Source organism: Bacillus sp. FSL W8-0519 (assembly GCF_038005585.1).
Lineage (GTDB): Bacteria > Bacillota > Bacilli > Bacillales > Bacillaceae_G > Bacillus_A > Bacillus_A paranthracis.
Map to the genome: position 1 here is coordinate 2,995,843 of NZ_JBBOTL010000001.1, position 19,954 is coordinate 3,015,796.

The following is a 19,954-nucleotide window of genomic DNA, read 5'->3' on the forward strand; positions in this document are numbered from 1 at the left end:
TGATTGTATTTATGAAACTTTTAAGCTAGTAACAATGATTCATTACATGATTTTTACCAGTTTTTCCAGCGTCCCTCTGGATCAATACTTGCAAGTCTGACCCATCCATTTTGAACTTTTTCTCGAAATGTGAAATCCTTATTTAGCAAGCGTTCTATATATTCAATAGGCGCTTGAATTACAATGAGTAAACGAAGTGGTGAGTGATACGTCTCACTATCTGACTGCATAACGGATTGCCAAGGTAAGCCTGATAACAAATCACTTGCATTTCCTTGCATAACACCGAGACCTGCCGTAACGGTTTGTGTTGTTTTGTTTCCACTACCATAATAATGAGGAGCTACAGTTGAAGCGTAATATTGGAGATTGATCCACTGCGCTACTGTTCCTGGTCCCGCTATGATGCTAGCTAATATATCGCCATTTTCATCCTGTTTCCAATCATAATTATGAAGGAAAGCCCTACCTTCTAAGTCACAATCCTGAGTCAATTCACGCTGCCCGATAATAAAAGATGCATTACGAGCTAATCCCCATTCCGGACGTATTTCACTCCAATCTTCTGCAAATCGATGTGCCTCTTTACTCGGATTTTTTATTTCCGTTTTAAAATTAGGTAATTGCGTTAAACGCTCTCTATTTGCTTCTTGGCTCACATTTGGCATAATCGACTCAATACAATCAAATGCTTCTTGCGCAGCTTCCGAAAGTTTTGGGACGTAAATCCATTCCAATTCATCCACGGTTGTTTTATGTTCAGCTGCTGCAAAAATAGTGTCCTCAGGAATGTTAATGCCTTCAGCAGACAACGCCTCTCTTACTTCTGGAAGATTACATAAAGTAGCGAAAACTTTTGCATTAAACCCTCCCGCTGCTCCGCCACACGCACCACACTCAAGCGCTGCAGCATAAGGATTGTTCGTACTTTGACTACTGTGTCCACACATTACAACTAAAGGCGCAAATTTTTCTGTCAGTCCCACCATTTTTAAAGCTTGACGCACATAGTTCACTTTTTCTTCTTTCGTAAAACCGATAGGTATCTCACATTTTGTATCATGGACATGATTAAGTGAGAATGTTGTATTAGGTTTTTGTAACATATTTTTACGAAGGTTACGAATGAAGCCACCTACTCTTCTTGGCACAAAACTCCTTGTTATCATTTGTAAACCAAGTAAAGGGCCACTTACCTCAGGTAATAGCATACTTGTCAGTACATTTTTTTTCATCGTCTTAAACGTATAACTTACTGAGCTGTCTATCTTCTTACGTTGCTCATAAGATTTATATTCATTTTCATCCGCGAGTTCTTTTATTTGATGTTTCGGTTTTAATATAACTGGCAAAGAAGGATGGCTGTTATTACTGCCTAGTTCAGTAGTCGCAATTGGTAACCCAAAGAAACCAGCTATTCCAAACGTTTCAAACGGACCTAATTTTTCAAGGTGGCGACGAAACGGTTCTGAACGTACATCAATACAAAATGCTAATTGAGCTACTACATGCTTTTTATCATTCGTTGCACGTTGTTTAGAAGCGATCTTCTCCCTTAATTGCTCTGCATGCGTCTGTTCCCAAGCTTCCAGCCAAAGTTTCTTGCGAGTATTTTCATCAAAGCGATAAGCGAATGCTAATAATTCACTTTGTTCAGTTGCAGACATTTGTGACCATTCCCGGGTTGAAATATCCCCCCAATAGATCCAAGAAGCTATCAGTGGGACGATCGAAACTTTTTTCTCAACCTTTTGATTTTTCAAAGGTAAATACGGTTTTACAATGGCTAGCTCCATAGAAATTCGAACTGCTAAATATTCTATAACAAGTGCCTGTTCCTTAATTGATTGTTGCGAGCGCCATCGTATCATTCCTGCCCATCCAGGCAAAGAAAGTAAGTGCCCTTCAAGGTAAGCTTGCCTATTAGATTCAGAAATTCCTAATTCAGATAATGCTTTTGTTAAAGCTCCCTGGGCATCCTGTGGCCAATCTTTTAAAACTTTACGTTCAGTTTTACTGAGCGCTGGATCAAATGTAATAAGGTGTTGCCACGCACGATACAAACCTTTCTCTCGGTTTGGCATCGTCCAACTTGATCCGGAGTCATCAAGATATAATTTACACCATTTAATAATATGGTAATTAAGAACATCTGATAGGTTGTCACCCTTTTGATTCTCTATAAGTGAACTGATTGGTTGCATAGAAGAGTCTTCCATACTCCCTGTATTTATATAACTTATTTCTTCTGCTAATTTATTTAATTCTGGCGATGATAATAAACTAGAAGGTAATCTCTCTAACTTTAAAGCTGCTTGGCAAAAACGCTCTGCTCTCTCTCGAGGAATATGAAAAGATTGTGAATCAAGCCAACGAGACAAGCCTATTTGTAAAAATGATTCCTCAATCTCCCCTTTCATCTTTGCCGAATGAATCATGGAGGCACTAGGATATATATCTACATTACGAGCTTCTTTTAACCAATCTGCAACTTGTTCAAATGATTGTTTTTCAAGTCCCATCCAAGGGTGATGAGCTGCAAAGGTTGAGATAGGCCAAAGTGGTGCAATCACTCGGCTAGCAGATTCAACTAAATCATTCATATTCTTTTCTTGTATTTCAATGTTTGTATCTTTCTTTTTTAAAGTTTCTTTCGTTACGATTGACTGTATGCTCATCACTGATTACCTCCCTTTGATACATCATGTTTCAGATAGCTTGGATGACTTTCTACTGACTTTTGTCTCGCTTCACCTACTCGAACGAACCAAAGATACATTACAGCAAATATTGTAGAAGATTGATTACGAGTAACGAGAGTACTAATAACACTACCAAATAATAAGAGACTTATAACAAAAATAACGGCTGGAGCTGAAGGTTGAACATTTTGATACATGTCAGTATGCAACCATTTATAAAGAGAGTTATGAACGGTAAAGTAAATGAGAGAAAATCCACTCAAAACAATTAAGCCAGCAATTCTTCCCATTCTTCCCTCTCCAAAAACAACAAGCTGTTTCCATGAAACGTATAATGACCAACCTAAGATGAACGCACTAACGAATTGATACCCCTCTCCAGAAGTCATAAACCAGAAAGCAATTGCTATAAATAATCCGAAAACACGTCCGACTATCATCCATAAATTGGACATCTTTTCATTAGATTGCTTCACTCCCTCAAAACGTTGTACGGAAGAACCAGCTTGTAAAAACAGTGTGGCTTTAAATAAACCATGTAACATTAAATGTATAACAGCTGCTAAATACGCTCCTAATGCGCATTGAATCAGCATAAACCCCATTTGTGTAATAGTGGATCCTACTAGCTGACGTTTATAATCAACTTGGACTAAACTAATTCCTGTTCCTATTAAGACAGAAATACTAGAGAAAATGAGTAAAATGATTTGTGCAATATCATCATGAAAAAGAGGTGAAAATCTAGTTAACATGATACCACCAGCATTTACTAAACCCGCATGCATAATAGCCGAAACAGGCGTCGGAGCAACAGCTGATTCAATTAACCATCTTTGGAAAGGCCATTGTGCTGCTGGAATCATCACAGCTACTATAATCAATAAGTTAATTCCTGTTTTCTCCAATGTTCCAAATTGAGCTACATTTTCATTCGTTACAACTGATGTTAACTGCCACTGTCCAGTTATTTGAAACAGCCAAATGATAGCTGATAGCAAGGCAATCCAACTTATTGTAAATAAATAGCCTGAGATTTTTGTTGCTTCACTAACTACCTTCCACCCTTTATTTAGCCCGATGAGTAGAACCAATCCTATAAGAGTTGCTCCCCAACACATAATCATGAAGCGAAGATCATCACTTAACCATGCGACCGAAGATACACCTGTAGTAAATGTAAAAAGTGCAAAGTATTTTCGATATGAGCGATCTCCCATTAAGTAACGTACAGAGAAACGCTGAATGATTAAACCAATTGTAAGAACGAAGAAAGCCATGAACCAAGCTAAAGTATCTAAATGCCAAGGCCCCACAACTCTATCTCCATTGTGATTAACAAGTGCAAGTAAAGAAACCAATGAAGGCAAAGCAGCGATACCAATATGGATATGAACAAAACGTAAAGGCATCCTTGCATGTAAAAACAATAATCCACTTAGCCAAGAAGCACTAAGCGCGATAAAAAATAATGTTAACAGTGTTGATGAACTTAGCGAAATTAACATGTAAAATACTCCCTTCCAAACGAAAATAACCTATAAAAATTCCTTTTCATTACGATAATTTTTTTAATTTTAATTTTCATTCACTCTTTTTCGTACATCGTTTTTTTCCATAAAAAAAACCGACAACTTCCATAATTCAATGATTTTATATCATCATTGAATTATGGAGATTGTCGGTTTCCCTTCAACTAACTTCAATAAAGTTTTTTGAAGAGCTCCCATTTTATAGAGGATAATAATGTATGTATTACTCCTATGAAAAATAACAGTATATCTCTGGTCTCCTAGATTATGCAATCAATATATCAATTTATGTTATGCGCTATCTTTTAATTAAGAAACTTTTTCATTTAGTCAATATTACATATTAAAAAAATGCTAAAGCCTTAATTATAGCAAACAGTTAAAATAAGCATCTATTAATTTTTAAAACAATTATAAGATAAACCATATTAAGCAGTTTGTCAATTTATTTATCCATTTTTTCAAGCGTTATTTCAATCAAAATTCATTATACGTAAATAATTTCAAGTTTTTAATTATTATCATGTTAATAAATATAAATAAAGTGCAAAACTTTTAGGTTTCTTAATTATCTCCCACTAACACTACGGTGGTTTTAATTTTTAAAATTTCTCCTCAAGATTATGGAACAATTTAAAAATCATTACTCGTTCACCAGTACGAGAACTTATATCCGTATGAAAACTTTTTACTTCTTCTCCAGTTAATTCTAGTATAATCTCTTTCAAATCGTCAATTCCAGATTCAACTAGCTCCGATCGATTTTTCTTTATCGTTAGCATACCGTCTTTCGTTTCGCAAACAGTATACTCAGCCGGTGTTAAAATACCTTGTAAATTTACGATAATCATATCTCGTAATATATCTGTTTTAACGGATATAGACCCGCGTCCTAGGTAGTCCTTTTCCCAGTGCGTAATTGCTTTGCTTATCTCTGATTCAATAGAGCCTTTTGAGTTTTTCATTTATGTATCCTCCTTCAATAAAATAAATTTACAATAACAATATAATAATCTGGATTGATTTTATTTTCAATTATTGAGAACAATTTATAGGAATCGTTGTAGGGTATCCTTTAGGATTAAACTAAGTTTTTATATTGCAATATACGTTTTTTTGATTATCCCAAATAAGCTACTCTTACTATAAGGACTCTGTTGCATACATTTCTAAAAAGGACATTCCGGCAAAAGTAAGGGATTTCTTGTGACATAATACATAAACGAAAGAGCCTACTCTGATGAGTAGACTCTTTCTCTTTTTAATAGCTCTACTACTGTTGAATCAACTGTATCACTAAAGGTTGTACTCCCCAAACGATGGCATACGATCTTTTTTTCTGACTTAAGTTGATGCGATCATATCATTCTACAGCTTATATATGTTTTTGTATCCATTCATGTATAAATTGTTTTTCATCTGGAGTAAAGGCTAGATCCCCATAACGAATTTTCTCGTACACTTCTACTATTTCATGTGAACAACCGATACGTGTTAACCATTGTTGAATCGTTTCATAGGAACGTCTTTGTTTAGATACTGGTAAATTCCGTTCCCATTTCACTAATTCTGCACGTATAGGATTATGAGGCAATGCATTTATTTTTTTCGTTCCGATGGGAGATTGATCTATTTGGAACGGAAGCTTTTTTTCATCTATCTTATCTTGTAGTAATTGTTCTTTATTTCTTCTGGACTTATAAATGAGCCCAACAATACATAATATTATAATACAAAAGTAAATTATTATATTATTCTTAGATGTGATTTCTCCTTTTACAAGCGGAATGTGTGAACTTTCATCCCCTGTTTCTCTAGGTTCATCAATCCATAATTTCCCGCCCTTTTCGTCATCTGATTTATTACTCGCTTCACCATAAAAGTCTTCCTTACTCTTTCCACTGGTCAACGTTTCTGCAAAACCATCTATAAGATAAAATTTTGTGTTATTAATCATCCATTCCTGAAATATTTCACGTGAATATAGGGCTCCTTGTGTTAGAAAAAAGGCAACAATTATAGTAATACAAAATACAATTAAGCGAAACCTAGCAACCATCCACTTGTCCATACTATCTCCTTTCTATTTTACAACCTGCAACCAGTTTGTTTGCTGCTGTGGTGGATATCCAATTATAAGTGGGATAGCACCCGGTTCTTGCTTTCGGAAACCGGTTTTATAAAATACCTCTGAGGACACAGGCTGGTCGTTTTCCGTAATTGTAGACAACAATTGTAAAGCTTTATATAACTGTGAGCGATTTCCTCCCGAATGGATTTGTAAAATACCGTTATTATGTACACTATTTACCCATAGTTCAAAAGAGCAATCTTGTACAAGTAACTGCTTACACACCCCAGTCGTTACCTCAATTAACCATTCTATATCTGTACGCCATGTATAAGAATTCTTACCAACAAGATTGAGATAAATCGCATAACGGTCCCCTTGCGAAGGTTCGTATTTTTTAGCACTTAATACACCTGTCCTTGCAGTTGCTCCCCAATGAATAGATCGAAACGCTTCTCCTTCATATGGTTTTACACCTATAATTTTTGTTTCGTTATATAAAGGCGAAACCGTTGCTGTACGATATCCTTGTTGCCATCGCTTCGTTTCTGGGATAGTTACCTTCGCGATTCTTGGATAAACATGAAATAAAGGCACTTGTTTATATTTGTATGTATAATGTAAAGTAACGAGGCGAAAAGGATCACTCATTACAATTTCTATATGATCCCATTTCCATTTACCACGTTGCCTAGCTTGCGCATACAAATCAATGACAATCTCCTCATTTTTCGAAAGAGATAATGGAATACTATAAAAATCCCCATGCTTTACCCAGTTTTCTTTTATATGCCAGTCTATCCCTCTTTGTGAACGAAAGCAGAAATTGAGAAAGGGAATAGGCATTTTCATATCATTTTGAATATATATTTTACAATGTCCCTTTTCACCAATAAAAAGTCGCTCATGATACTGTACAATTCTCCATTTTACTTTAGAGATTTTACTAACATACCAATGGGCAAACCCAATTAATAAAAAATAAGAAAACAACAAAAGAAATACAACGAAATTTTGATAAATTAACCAAAGCATAACAGTTATAATTATAAATACTATAATACTAGATAACTCTGCTATACGATGTTTTATAACGATAGTCTCCATCATACTGACTCCACTGGGGCTGATACAGTTTCTAAAATTTCTTGTATAACTTGTGTCTTAGTTGTTTTCATTTCTCCTTCAATCGTTAACGTTAATCGATGTGAGCAAACTGGTTTTGCAAGAAATCGAAAATCTTCTGGTGTACAATAACTACGTCCATTTAATAATGCTCGTGACTGAGCGGCACGCATAAAAGCTAAAGAACCTCGTGGACTAACACCAATTTCCACCAAATTATGTTCGCGGGTAGCCTTAACAATATCTAATAGATAGTTTTCTACTTCTTCATGGATTAAAATATTCTGAGCTTGTTGTTGTAAATCTAGAATCTCTTCACATGATAAAACACTTTGTAAAGACTCCATTGGATTCCCTAGACGAAATCTACGTAGCATTTCTCTTTCATTTTCCCTATTGGGATACCCTTGTCGAACAGTTAACAAAAAACGATCCAATTGTGCATCTGGGAGTGGAAATGTACCAGATGATTCCAAAGGATTTTGTGTAGCTAATACTAAAAACGGGCTCGGCAATTTGTAAGTATGACCAGAAATAGTTACAGTACGCTCCTCCATTACTTCCAATAAGGCTGATTGTGTACGAGGTACCGCACGATTAATCTCATCTACCAGTGCGATATTTGCGAAAATAGGACCCATTCGAGTTTTAAAATCAGATTCTTTCATATCAAAGTATTCGAGACCAATGACATCACCTGGTAATGTATCAGATGTGAATTGTAAACGTTGGAACTTACCATCTATACTTCTTGCTAAACTTTTTGCCAATGATGTTTTTCCTGTTCCAGGAACATCCTCTAAAAGGATATGACCGTTTGCTACCAAAGCAATCATGACTAGTTCAATTGCAGCGTCATTTCCAACAATGATCTGAGCAATATTACTTTTAACCGCCTTCAATATATCCATATAACCCTCTCCTTTAATCCAGAAATTCTAACAAGAAAACCTTTATTCTCCCAATTTATTAGTTTTGTAAACTATTGCAATTGATATAGCGATATTAGTATCTAAAAATAAAATTAAAGAGATGTATTTTAAAGCCTTCTCTTTAAAAATACTAAAAATTCTGTATATTGTAAATATTTTTGTTAATTTATGTAAAATACAAATTTGTAATTGGTGGGTTTGATTTTCTTGTTTATAAAGGTTTGGATATGGCAAGTGAAAAAGTTGCAATTTATTGGTATTTTCACTTCGAATGAAAATGTTCTTAACATTAAACAAACCCAAAATAAAACCCCAATCTCTCCATATTAAAATCGAGAAATTGGGGTTAAGTTATTTAAAACAGATAACTAATTAATAATCCTGCTGATAATAAAAAGCCGAAAATCGTATTTGTCATCGCTGTTGATTTCATTGCGATGCGCATATATCCGGGATCCTTTGCTCCTTTTTGGAAACTTTGAATGGCAGAGATTGGTTTTCTTAAACCTAGGAACATCACTAATGCCCAAGGGCTTATATAACCCATTAATACAATTACCGCAATCCATAAATAAGCAATGAAAAAGGCTACAGCTAGTGTTACTATTGCTTTTTCTCTCCCAAGGAGGATTACTAATGTCTTTCTTCCACCTTTAATATCTTCTTCGATATCTCGGATGTTATTTGACATGTTGATTGCACCGACTAAAATTCCAATTGGAATGGAAATTAATACACTTTCAGTCGTTATCGTATTCGTTTGAATAAAGAAAGCAATAAGTACAAAGCATGTCCCCATTAACAATCCAGAAACTAATTCTCCAAACGGAGTGTACGCAATTGGTAATGGACCACCTGTATATAAATAGCCAACCGCCATTCCGATTAAACCGATGACGACTAACCACCAGCTACTATTCATACAAATATAAATTCCGATAAGTGCAGCTAGTACATACAATAAAAGTGCGACTGTTAACACATTTTTTGGTTTCAATCCATGACGGACAATTCCGCCACCAATTCCAACAGAATCAGCTGTATCTAATCCACGTTTGAAATCATAGTACTCATTAAATAAGTTCGTCGCTATTTGCAATGCTAAACATGCAACCATCATCGCAATAAATAAAAGCCAATCAATTTCGGCAACATAAAGTGATGCCACTGTTCCTAAAATTACAGGAGAAAATGTCGCCGTTAACGTATGCGGGCGCGTCATCTTCCATATTAATTTAGCGGAACTAATTTCTTTTTCTGTCCCCATAACTCTGTTCAATCTCCCAACATTTAAGTATAAATTCCTAGCAGTATCTTTCTATCTGTTTTCTGCCACGCATCTATTATATCAAAAAATGAATTGGTAATAGAACTGTAATGCTCTTGCTTATCTCTCTTAGATTCAGTTTTTCAAAAGAAAATCCGTTGCTCAAATGCGAACAACGGACCTTTTTTATAGTAACCAAATTAAAACGTCCTTAGCAATCTCTTCTGGTCTATCCCAGTGCATTAAATGCCCTGTATCTTTGTAAAGCTTAGTCGTAATGTTAATACGCTTCTTAAATTCTGCTATCTGCAATTCTCTTATTTCTAAATAATTATTAGGAAGGTCACAATACAATAATAAAATATCGCTTTTAATTTTATGCGATTTCAATGTTTTATACACCGTATATTGAAACTTAATTACACCTCTAGCGGTATCGCCAGTAGCATGCCATTTCACTTTACTATCTTCTTCTCGCATTAAATCATAAACCGCACGTTCTAATAATGGAGACCACCTGCTGTAAACCATTTTTTCTGATTGGATGAACGCTTCTTTACTGTCAAAAATATATTCATCAAAATCTTTTTCGTAATGAATGATTTCTTCTTCTAATGATCGCGGTGGACACTCTCCTTCTTTCGCATTTTTATATAGCTTCGCAAAATAGTCTGCATTCATTTTTCCATGATGATAACCACCATCTAACAAAACCATTTTATTCACTTTTTCTGGACATGCGGCTGCATAGTGAAGCGCAACGCTTGCGCCCCATGAATGTGCTACTATATGAAATGTTTCTTTTCCTATGTGCTCAAATAATGCTACTACCCAATTTATTAAATGGGCTGCACCGTAATCTTCATCCTTCTCAAAATTTGGTGTTTTCCCATGTCCAGGTAGATCAAACAATACAATATGATAGTTATCTTTTAGAAATTCCGCCATTTCTATAAAACTTAATTTTGTACTTCCTAAACCATGAAAACAAATGATTTGAGGGTTACTTTTATCCCCCCATTCACAACCACTTGCTTCATATTCACCAAATTCTACAAAAAAGTGATTCATTTTTAATCTCCTCTAATTATTAGATATAAATTAGTTTGAATGCAAAATTGTTTTTTCAGAATAAACAAATTCTATAAATGTATCCAAATCCCTTTTTCGTAAATAATTTTTATAGAATACGAGAGTTAGAAAGCACCAAATGCTTATCATTTCAGTTAATGGTTAGACTACATCTGCACACCTATGAAATTAATATAGTTTAATAATTGTACTATACGTTTATCATATGTGTGATGTTTCAAAGTTCTATCCAGTCCATTTTTTGCTATACGTTTTCTTTCTTGTACATGTTCCAAATAATACTCTGCTTTTTGTATAAACTCCGATGCACTATTAAAAGTTTCTATTTCAACACCTGGTATGTAATGTTTTGCTACATCTGGACGTATATCAGTTAATTGAAAAGAACCTACGGCATTAATTTCAAACGTCCTATTATTTACGGAATACGCTTGAATATTTGCAGAGTTACAATTCAATTCCTGATCAATTAGTGAACGATGCAAATTTATATTGATTTTAGTAGATACGTAAAAATGTAACGCATCTTCATACTTTGCAAGTGGCAAGAGTTGTATTTTATCCTTTAACCTTTCATAACTCTTTAAATTCTCCCAACCGAAACCTACAATTTTTATATTTTTTTCTGCTAAATACTCTGAAATAGAATCAACAAAGTTAATTCTATTTTCAAATGCGGTTCCTATAAAACTAAGATCATACTTATATGTATCTTCTTTAAGAGAAGGTTTAAATACCTCTTGGTTTGCTGCTAAAGGGAGATGAAACACATTGTTACATCCTATTCCCCTATAAAACTTGATACAATTTAAATCTTGCGTAAATATGTAATCATAATACGGAACAAGATGTTGTGTTACATCCGTATAATAAGGATCATCTGTCAGCCAAAGCCCAGTAGTAAACCCTGCCTTTTTTAAGAATGGCATAATATGATTAAATTCTTCACTTAAACCGCTTAATACCAAAATAAAATCTGGTTTCACTTTCAATGCGGTTTTTATAGCTTTTTCTGGACTCACCATACTTGTATCGCTGTTTATCTTTTGTAAACTATTCAAAATTGCTGCTTCGATCATTGGATAATAAAAAGGAATTCCTGATTGAATAAATAAAATTTTCTTAGGAGTGTTGTCTTTCATGTCACTTCCCCCTATTTCTACATAATCAAAGCGCACGAAAATTAGCAGTCTTTATTCATTTTCATGACCTCTTACTTTACATGTATAAGCACCGTTTATGTCCATTATGTTGAACTTCCCTCATTTTATAGGTAATGGGATTTTGGAAGATGATGTTTCTTTTATTCATACTCCCTATCATGATGTATCTATATTTTTTATCATTTACACAATTTCGTAATACAAAGTAACAGCATATGAGCACAAGATTGCGCTTTTTACTCATGCTTCTTTTTATATCAAAAGATACACTTCATATATAAATAGATGAAAAGGAGTAAATAAAATGAATGCATTAGTATCTGCAAGGAATGTGACAAAAATTTATAACAAGAATCAATTACCAGGGCTTAATAAAGTTTCTTTTGATATTCTAGCGGGTGAGTTTGTGGGGATTATGGGGGCCTCTGGATCCGGAAAAACAACTTTATTAAATATTTTATCCACTATCGACACACCTACAGATGGCGATGTTTTTATAAACGGGATTAATATCCAAACGCTTAACAATAATAAATCTGCTGATTTTAGGAAGGATTACTTAGGGTTTATTTTTCAAGAGTATTTTTTACTTAATAGTTTAACCGTAAAGGAAAATATTGCTGTTCCACTTACTCTGTTAAAAAAATCTCCAAAGGAAATTGAATCCACAATAGAAAATTTAGCAAAGCGTTTTGGGATATTTGAGCAATTAAGCAAGTATCCTAGTCAATTATCGGGTGGACAAAAACAAAGGGTTGCAGCTGCAAGAGCCCTTGCAAAGCAGCCTAGTATTTTATTTGCAGATGAACCTACAGGCGCGTTAGATTCAAATTCTGCAACAGAACTACTTCAAAAATTAAAAGAGGTAAATGAGGAACTTCAAACTACCATTTTAATGGTAACTCATGATGCCTATGCAGCCAGTTTTTCTAGTAGAATTTTAATATTCAAAGACGGAAACATTATAAAAGAATTAAAGAAAAATAAACAAAATAGAAAAGAATTTTTCGAAGAAATATTAAAAGAAATCTCTAAAATTGATGAAAATCGATATAACTAGAAATATGAAAGGAAGATTGAACTGTGGGATTATTTACAATCGCAAAAAAGAATTTAAAAAATAACTTCTCCTTCTATTCATTCTATTTTATTTCAGTAGCTTTTGTACTGATGGTATTTTTCTCCTTTATCTCTTTTTCCATGAACGACATTGTCATGGAAAAGATTTCGTCTGATGGTAGAGTAGAAACGATGTCAAAAACGGTGGCAATCTTTGTTATGGCATTTGTACTATTCTATATGTCATACTCTAATACATTTTTTATGAAAAAAAGAATGAACGAACTCGGCATTTACTCCCTTTTAGGATATAGAAAATCAACAATGCTAAAACTGTTAACTTTTGAAAATATTATGATTTGCTTTGCTGCCCTATTTGTAGGAATTATTTTTGGTGCTATTGCTCATAAAGGAATTGTAGGAGCTATAATCAAAATATTAAAATTACAAATCGATACTTCTAAAGTACCATTTATTAACCTTGATGCAGTACTATTCACCTTTGCTTTTATCTTTGCTGTTCTTTTTGTTTTATCTTTATCAAATTGGATTATTCTTCGAAAAAGTTCCTTACTAACTTTAGTACGTATGGAACAAAAAGAAGATAAAAAGATAAAAATCAATACAGTTTTTTCACTACTAGGATTATTTTTCATTTTAATTGGCTATTTCTTAGCAATCGATATTACAAGGGGCACGAAATCTTTGTGGAAAACAATTGGCTTTTCTCCAATCGCTCTCTTAACAATGTTCAGTGTAATATTAGGGACGATCTTCTTTATTCATTCATTTTTACCATATGCGATTCAAAAGCTAAAGAAAAATAAAATATGGTTTTATAAAGAATCCAATATTATCGTCATCCCAAACTTTATATTTAAAATTCGTTCAAAAGCAAAAACTTTCATTTTATTAACCTTATTAACCGCAGGAACTTTAGCTATATTCAGTTCTACTCTACTGACTCTTTACTATCCTGTTGCCGCTACAGAACGGATCGTACCTTCAGCTATCGAGTTTCCTTTAGACGATAAGGACGTAGCCAATAAAGCACTACAAACTGTACAAAATACTGTCGGTGAAGAAAATACAAGATATACAGAAACAACCATTATTAACGGGAAATCTAATTCTGATAATTTACCGAAAGAATATAGTATAAAAAAGGAACACGGATTTGACCTTATCTCTGAGTCAGATTACAGAAAGTTAATACATATTCAAGATAAAAATGTAGAATTTAATCATCTAGCTAAAAATGAAAGCATCCTAGTAAAATATCGACCTGAAAAAGAAAATATAGATAAAGGGAAAATATATACTTTAAATTTAACGCCTACAACTAATATAGATATTAAAGTAAAAGACACTACGTTACTTAATTCAATTGGATTTGCAAATAGTGTCGCAACACTTATTATCTCGGATCAACTTTATAAAGAAATAAAAACTTTAGAATTACCCGAAAAAACGATAGTGAGTTTTAATGGATTAGATATGAGGAATAATAAAGCAGTTTATGAAAACTTAGCTCCACTATTTAAAAATAATAGTTATTTTACAAGCAGTTACCAGAAAAATGATTATATTATTCAGCAAAATAGCTCAACATTCTTGCTCATTAGTTTTGTTACTATCATCTTCTTTATTGCAACAGGCAGTATTCTCTATTTCCATAACCTTTCAAGTATGATGGCAAATAAAAATGAATTTATTATTTTAAATAGAATGGGCTATAACAAAAAGAAGATAAAAAGAATAATAAGTAAAGAAATTTTCACCTTGTTTAGCATTCCTTACATAATAGGATTAGCACATAGTATCTTTGCATTAATAGCTTATAAGACTGCTTTAATGGATGACCTATTAGGAAAAAGTAGTGCGTTTATATTACCGATTCTTTTTGCAATATTTATTTTTACTGTTGTATATATCGTTTATTATTTGTTAACAAAAAGAGCATGTTATAAAATTATATTTAACAATAAAAAGTAAAAAACTATAAATAAAGCTGATGATAAATAAAGTGAAACTTTAATCAGTGGGGGTTTTCTTCATCCCCCACTGATTATTAGCCTTCACCAATCGGACTTTTATGGGCAGTTGATCCCCACCTAAATTCTTTGCTTTCGCTGAATTTTGAGGTGGGGGTCTTACTGCCCATTAAAGCGGGATAAAAAAACATCAACTTTATCTGTATGTAATCTAACAAAGGTAAGTGATTTTATGAAAAAGTACTATGAGCAAAAACAAATTTTAATATTAATTAACCAACTTTGTATGATTATTTTTCTATGCAACGAATTTTCAATAGACAATATTATAGGAACAGCAAAATTACTCCCTTTACTGCTTATAACGATCATGGCCATTTATGGATCATATCTTAGTTTTATCAACTTAAAAAACAATACTCTATTATCACAGTTTTCTAGTTTACTACTTTTTACTTCTTGGCAGTTTTTACTTACACTGAATGACAACCAGATTTTTCGTACATTCAGTACACTACTAAGTGTATTCATTCTATATAAAATCGTGCAATTTATACTCCTATTCTTTTTCCAAGATTCTATTTATAGTTATAAAAAAGAAAAAGATTGGATTTTACGAGTTACATGTTTACTAACATTATGTGCATATTTAATAAACGATAGAATATTTTCCGTTCTATTTTCATTTCAATGGCTTATCAGTGTTAGTTGGATTATTTTTCTATTCCTGAAACATAACAAACGAATTAAATTTGTTTTTAAAACTGAAAAAAAGCATTTACTTACATCTACTGCAATTCTTATCTTCCCCTTTATCGTATATGTTACGTTATTTGGGAGGAGTCCCGAATATGTAAATAATTTAGGATGGTACACAATAATTCTGTTCCCCCTATTTAGTATTCATGCAATTGCTTTTAAAAATCATATATCTATGAAACAATATTTCCCCTTAAAAAAAAGTGCAATTGCTTTTATGTTTGTATGCATTTTTATTTTTATGAGTTCACTTGGAGTACTATTTCAATTTAATATGATTACTTATTTCATTTTTATACATACAATTATTTGGTTCGTTCAGCTTTATTTCACATTATTATTTCAAGACACCAAAAACACTATTTCAAATTTGAATACAAAAGAATTGAAAACTTTACCCGACAGTTCTTATATTCATAACTTAGTACAAATAGTGAAAGAAGAACAATTAAAAAGTGGTTTTTCTAATTATTTACATGATGAAATACTACAAGACATATTAGCTGTTAAAAATATGATGAACAAATCTAACAAAAAAGAAATTCATGATATGATCGTAGCGACACTGGATAACTTAAGTCATACAATACGCATTGAAATGCAAGAGTATCATCCAACTCTATTAAAAACACTTACATTAAAAGAAAATTATCGTAATTTACTTAAAATGATACAAAAAAAATATGAAACGAAACATGTTAATATATCCTTTACGTGTAACGACGACTTGTTTTTAGTAGAACCCTATCACCTTGTCGTATATCGAATATTAAAAGAACTAGTAACGAATGCATTCAAACATTCAAATTGTTCAAAGTTACATTTACATGTAGTACAAGAAGATGGGGAAATAAAACTTGTTGTGAAAGATAATGGCAAAGGTTTAACAACTACCGAAGCAGATATTTTGAATGGTCATAAAGGATTGAATTCGATTAAAGAACAGCTATTTTTATTAAATGGTAAAATGACCATTTCAAATAGTAACCCTTCTGGTTTATGCATTACTATTATCATTCCTATGAAAGGAGACGATTCCTATAAACATTTTATTAATAGATGATCATGCTTTGTTTGCTAAAAGCTTGGAAATAGCCTTAGAAGATTATCCTGAAATAGATGAATTCCGTTCATTACAAAATGTTGAAAATGTCGTTACAATTATCAACCAGTTTAAACCAGATATTATTTTATTAGATATTAATTTAAGCAATATAAGTAGTGAAGATGGTTTAGAAATAGCAAAAATAATATTGGATAGTAAATGTGATACAAAAATTGTCATATTAACCGGTTATGATTTACCTGTTTACCAGTATGAAGCTCAAAAACTAGGTGTAAGTGGTTTTATTAATAAAAATATTTTACCTGAAGTATTGGTGAAAGTACTACACGATATTAATAAAGGCGCATCTCATTTTCCAACCCCTACAGAAACAATTGAAGAATTGACTCATAGTGAAAAACAAATTTTACAATTACTGTGTGATGGCTATAAGCGCAAAGAAATTGCTTCTATGTTATACGCTAGCGAACGTACAATTTCCAATCATATTCAGCACGTATTTGATAAATTAAATGTTTCATCTTCTTTAGAAGCTGTCACTAAAGGGATAAAATTAGGTTATATTCAACCTACTTATCGTTAAAGAGCCTACTCAAACGAGTTGGCTCTTTCTTCTCTACTTATTAATGAAGACAACCTTTCTCCCCTCACTCTATAAACTTCCAAATGTTCTTCTAATTCCCTCTCATCACTTATTACACTTAGTGTTTTCTTCACAAAATTCCAATTTAAACTACCGGATAACCATAGTAACGAAGAAAGTCTTTTATAATCATTTGATGTAACAATATTATGAGCCTTATACCCTTCTAAAAATGCACTAGCAACACTTGAACATACTTCATGCGAATGTATTCCTTCTGTTCGAGAATACCACTTTAGTAAAAAGGCTAGTCCTTCAATACGATCAACATATCCAATCGATTCGACATCTACAATTCCTTTTACCTGCTCACTTGAGTCCCATAAAACATTCAAAGGATTTAAATCTGTATGTACGATAAAGTGAAACTTTAATTCACTCGTATATGCACACTCTATATGATATGTAGCTAGATTTATATACTCCCGTAATTCTTTGCATGCGCTTGCCTTACTTTCTAACATATGAATAAACTGGGCATACCCATCCAAATGTGATTTCTTTTGAAAAATCGAGCTTTGAAATGCGCAAGATATGTCATGAATCTTTCTTGATTCCTTTCCAAAGGCTTTTGCGATAGCTTCTGTACAATGTGTAATATGTTCTCCCTCAATCCAATTAGACAAGACAAATCGGTATTGTTTCTCATTCCAAGCGACAAGTGTAAATGGCTCTCCTGCCCTATTCTTGTTTATCTGCATAAAAGGAATTCCATGTTCGCGTACATAATACGTAAACCGTACTTGCTCTATCAGTTGTTCGTTTGATAACGCCCCAAAAGCTGGATTGATTGTTCGCTTGCTATTTATAAATCTTGCGGAATATCGCTTTCCATTTACGATGATTTTATAGTGTAAATCTGTATGCCAACTTTTCTTATGTAATTCTTCTTCCACTGCTAATGAATGAATCTCTTTAAAATAATTCATTACTACATTTCTTATTATGTGTTTCACCACGTTCTCTCCTTCCATACAAAAAATTAGGGTACATGTAATTCATTGCGCTTCCCATAACAAAATGTATTTCACTTCATTAAGCATAGCTAGGATATTTCAAATAGGAAATAGAATTATAGAAAATAGTAGATGGGAGGCCTATTATTGAAGAGATTAACATTCGGTATAATTGGAGCATTAAGTATCACTTTATTAATTGGATGTACAAGTAATTCAAATGAGACGAAAGCTTCCAATAAAGAAGCATCCACAGCAGTGAAAGAAAAAGAATTTGTATATGAAAACGTTATGTTTGAACAAAAAGAAGTGAGAAAACTTGAGATTAGTCCTGTAAATTCAAAAAGTAGTAATCAAGTAGTAAATAAAAAAAATATGAAAACAATTTTCACAAGCATGGAAAGCGCAGAGAAAAAAACACTACTTCTAGATCAAGAGGCCAAAGACTATATACATTCAAAAATGAAGGTTACTTATCAAGATAATTCTATACAAGAATTCTTTGTTTGGATAGAGTCTGATGGTGACATCGTAATAGCAAAAGCGAGCGATGAAACACACTGTGAAGGTTATGATTTAAGTGAAGATAATTCTAAAAAAATCATTCAGTTTTTCGAAAAAGAATTCTAAAACGAATTACGACACAAATAAAAAAGCCGCATTTGCGGCTCATAAACTTATAGAACTAACTCATGCCTATCGTTTCATCGCATCAACAAATTATTCATCAAATAGAAAATAATATCCTACATAGTTACATACATTTATAAACCCTACATTTTCCACAACTGCGATAGAAGACTTGTTCAATTCCATACAGTCCCAATATGGAGTAATGTCATTCTCCAAACAATCTTTCACAAAACTATGAGCTATCGTTTGAGCTAATTTTCTCCCCTGGTGCTCTTCTATTGTTTCAATATCTATACAGTGTATATTTTCAAATACAAATCCTGAAAAACAAACACTCACAATTAGATCACCATAAACAATGCAATAACCGATTCCTTCATTGAAAAAACAATCTGGTGAAGACCAAAACTCTAAAATTTTTGATTGTAAAAAATCAATGTTCTTAAATGTGTTATTATTATTTTCATAGAGAGCTTTACTCATTTTTAGCACAGTATATCCCTGTTCAAATTTAGGCTCATGATGATTTTCATAATCCTCTTTTCTTAGCATATACACTCTTTGATTCCAACTCTTTAAGTTACGGTGCTGAAATATTCTTTCAATTGTTTTGTTCCACTTTGAATGATTACCGATTCCTTCAAAACAATTTAGTCCAACCTTTTTCGCCTCAGGTTTTATTACATTATTAATAAGATGATTCATTTCTTTATTAAACTCTTCATTTTCAGCATTTCCAATAAAAAAGAAGCCATCATTATTGCCTAACCAAATAAGCCCCGAATTAGGGGAAGATATGTTATCTACAAATATACGACCAGGATTCACCCCTGCAATTACAGCTTTGACTTCTAATTGACCTCGTTCATTTATTAAACTACTACATTTATAAAAATCATTCTTGCTTAATTCAGAAATCATAAGTTAAACCACCTTTTTGAAATCGCTTTATTATAACTT

General features: G+C 32.8%; 16 protein-coding genes and 1 pseudogene. 6 read left to right on the forward strand and 11 right to left on the reverse strand.

The features are described from left to right. Positions 1 to 53: 53 nt before the first annotated feature. The 6 genes from NST14_RS15760 to NST14_RS15785 form a co-directional block, all read right to left on the reverse strand. Complete coding sequence (locus NST14_RS15760) at positions 54 to 2,678, reverse strand: DUF2309 domain-containing protein (protein ID WP_048556951.1); 2,625 nt, start codon at positions 2,676 to 2,678, stop codon at positions 54 to 56. Further along, positions 2,678 to 4,210: an NADH dehydrogenase subunit 5 gene (locus tag NST14_RS15765; protein ID WP_229143725.1), complete on the reverse strand. Its 1,533-nt coding sequence runs from the start codon at positions 4,208 to 4,210 to the stop codon at positions 2,678 to 2,680. Before NST14_RS15765 ends, NST14_RS15760 begins: the two co-directional genes overlap by 1 nt. 626 nt (positions 4,211 to 4,836) lie before the next feature. Then, the gene (locus NST14_RS15770; RefSeq protein WP_000798157.1) at positions 4,837 to 5,199 is read right to left on the reverse strand and encodes a DUF2294 domain-containing protein; all 363 of its coding nucleotides are present in this window, start codon (positions 5,197 to 5,199) and stop codon (positions 4,837 to 4,839) included. A 410-nt stretch (positions 5,200 to 5,609) separates the two neighbouring features. Next, positions 5,610 to 6,305, reverse strand: a complete 696-nt coding sequence (locus NST14_RS15775) for a hypothetical protein (RefSeq protein ID WP_000362141.1) — start codon at positions 6,303 to 6,305, stop codon at positions 5,610 to 5,612. Between the two features lie 12 nt (positions 6,306 to 6,317). Beyond that, complete coding sequence (locus NST14_RS15780; protein ID WP_048556949.1) at positions 6,318 to 7,415, reverse strand: DUF58 domain-containing protein; 1,098 nt, start codon at positions 7,413 to 7,415, stop codon at positions 6,318 to 6,320. Beyond that, complete coding sequence (locus NST14_RS15785) at positions 7,412 to 8,341, reverse strand: AAA family ATPase (protein WP_000353260.1); 930 nt, start codon at positions 8,339 to 8,341, stop codon at positions 7,412 to 7,414. Before NST14_RS15785 ends, NST14_RS15780 begins: the two co-directional genes overlap by 4 nt. 188 nt (positions 8,342 to 8,529) lie before the next feature. Between NST14_RS15785 and NST14_RS15790 the strand changes: the two are divergent. Beyond that, positions 8,530 to 8,637, forward strand: a pseudogene (locus NST14_RS15790) (GNAT family N-acetyltransferase); the annotation flags it as partial. An 80-nt stretch (positions 8,638 to 8,717) separates the two neighbouring features. Here the strand turns inward: NST14_RS15790 and menA are convergent. From menA to NST14_RS15805, 3 genes are all read right to left on the reverse strand, one after another. Beyond that, a complete protein-coding gene (gene menA / locus NST14_RS15795) occupies positions 8,718 to 9,629 on the reverse strand; it encodes a 1,4-dihydroxy-2-naphthoate polyprenyltransferase (RefSeq protein ID WP_048556947.1) in 912 nt (303 codons plus the stop codon). A gap of 186 nt (positions 9,630 to 9,815) precedes the next feature. Further along, positions 9,816 to 10,700 carry an alpha/beta fold hydrolase gene (locus NST14_RS15800; RefSeq protein WP_048556946.1) on the reverse strand — a complete coding sequence of 295 codons (885 nt, stop codon included), beginning with the start codon at positions 10,698 to 10,700 and terminating at the stop codon, positions 9,816 to 9,818. 167 nt (positions 10,701 to 10,867) lie between these two features. Next, positions 10,868 to 11,863, reverse strand: a complete 996-nt coding sequence (locus NST14_RS15805; RefSeq protein WP_048556945.1) for a CgeB family protein — start codon at positions 11,861 to 11,863, stop codon at positions 10,868 to 10,870. A gap of 325 nt (positions 11,864 to 12,188) precedes the next feature. Here NST14_RS15805 and NST14_RS15810 point away from each other — a divergent pair, with 325 nt between their 5' ends. The 4 genes from NST14_RS15810 (at position 12,189) to NST14_RS15825 (ending at position 17,345) form a co-directional block, all read left to right on the forward strand. Further along, a complete protein-coding gene (locus NST14_RS15810) occupies positions 12,189 to 12,944 on the forward strand; it encodes an ABC transporter ATP-binding protein (RefSeq protein WP_048556944.1) in 756 nt (251 codons plus the stop codon). Positions 12,945 to 12,967: 23 nt separating this feature from the next. Beyond that, positions 12,968 to 14,938, forward strand: a complete 1,971-nt coding sequence (locus tag NST14_RS15815; RefSeq protein WP_048556943.1) for an FtsX-like permease family protein — start codon at positions 12,968 to 12,970, stop codon at positions 14,936 to 14,938. A gap of 231 nt (positions 14,939 to 15,169) precedes the next feature. After that, a complete protein-coding gene (locus NST14_RS15820; protein WP_076867892.1) occupies positions 15,170 to 16,759 on the forward strand; it encodes an ATP-binding protein in 1,590 nt (529 codons plus the stop codon). After that, positions 16,737 to 17,345 (forward strand): response regulator transcription factor, encoded by a 609-nt coding sequence (locus NST14_RS15825; RefSeq protein ID WP_139120474.1) that lies wholly within the window; start codon positions 16,737 to 16,739, stop codon positions 17,343 to 17,345. Before NST14_RS15820 ends, NST14_RS15825 begins: the two co-directional genes overlap by 23 nt. Positions 17,346 to 17,350: 5 nt before the next feature. Here the strand turns inward: NST14_RS15825 and NST14_RS15830 are convergent, their stop codons facing one another. Further along, a complete protein-coding gene (locus NST14_RS15830; RefSeq protein WP_229142793.1) occupies positions 17,351 to 18,361 on the reverse strand; it encodes a phosphotransferase in 1,011 nt (336 codons plus the stop codon). A gap of 147 nt (positions 18,362 to 18,508) precedes the next feature. Here NST14_RS15830 and NST14_RS15835 point away from each other — a divergent pair, with 147 nt between their 5' ends. Further along, positions 18,509 to 18,991, forward strand: a complete 483-nt coding sequence (locus tag NST14_RS15835; RefSeq protein WP_048556941.1) for a hypothetical protein — start codon at positions 18,509 to 18,511, stop codon at positions 18,989 to 18,991. Positions 18,992 to 19,081: 90 nt separating this feature from the next. Here the strand turns inward: NST14_RS15835 and NST14_RS15840 are convergent, their stop codons facing one another. Then, positions 19,082 to 19,915 carry a GNAT family N-acetyltransferase gene (locus NST14_RS15840; protein WP_048556940.1) on the reverse strand — a complete coding sequence of 278 codons (834 nt, stop codon included), beginning with the start codon at positions 19,913 to 19,915 and terminating at the stop codon, positions 19,082 to 19,084. Between the last annotated feature and the right edge of the window lie 39 nt (positions 19,916 to 19,954).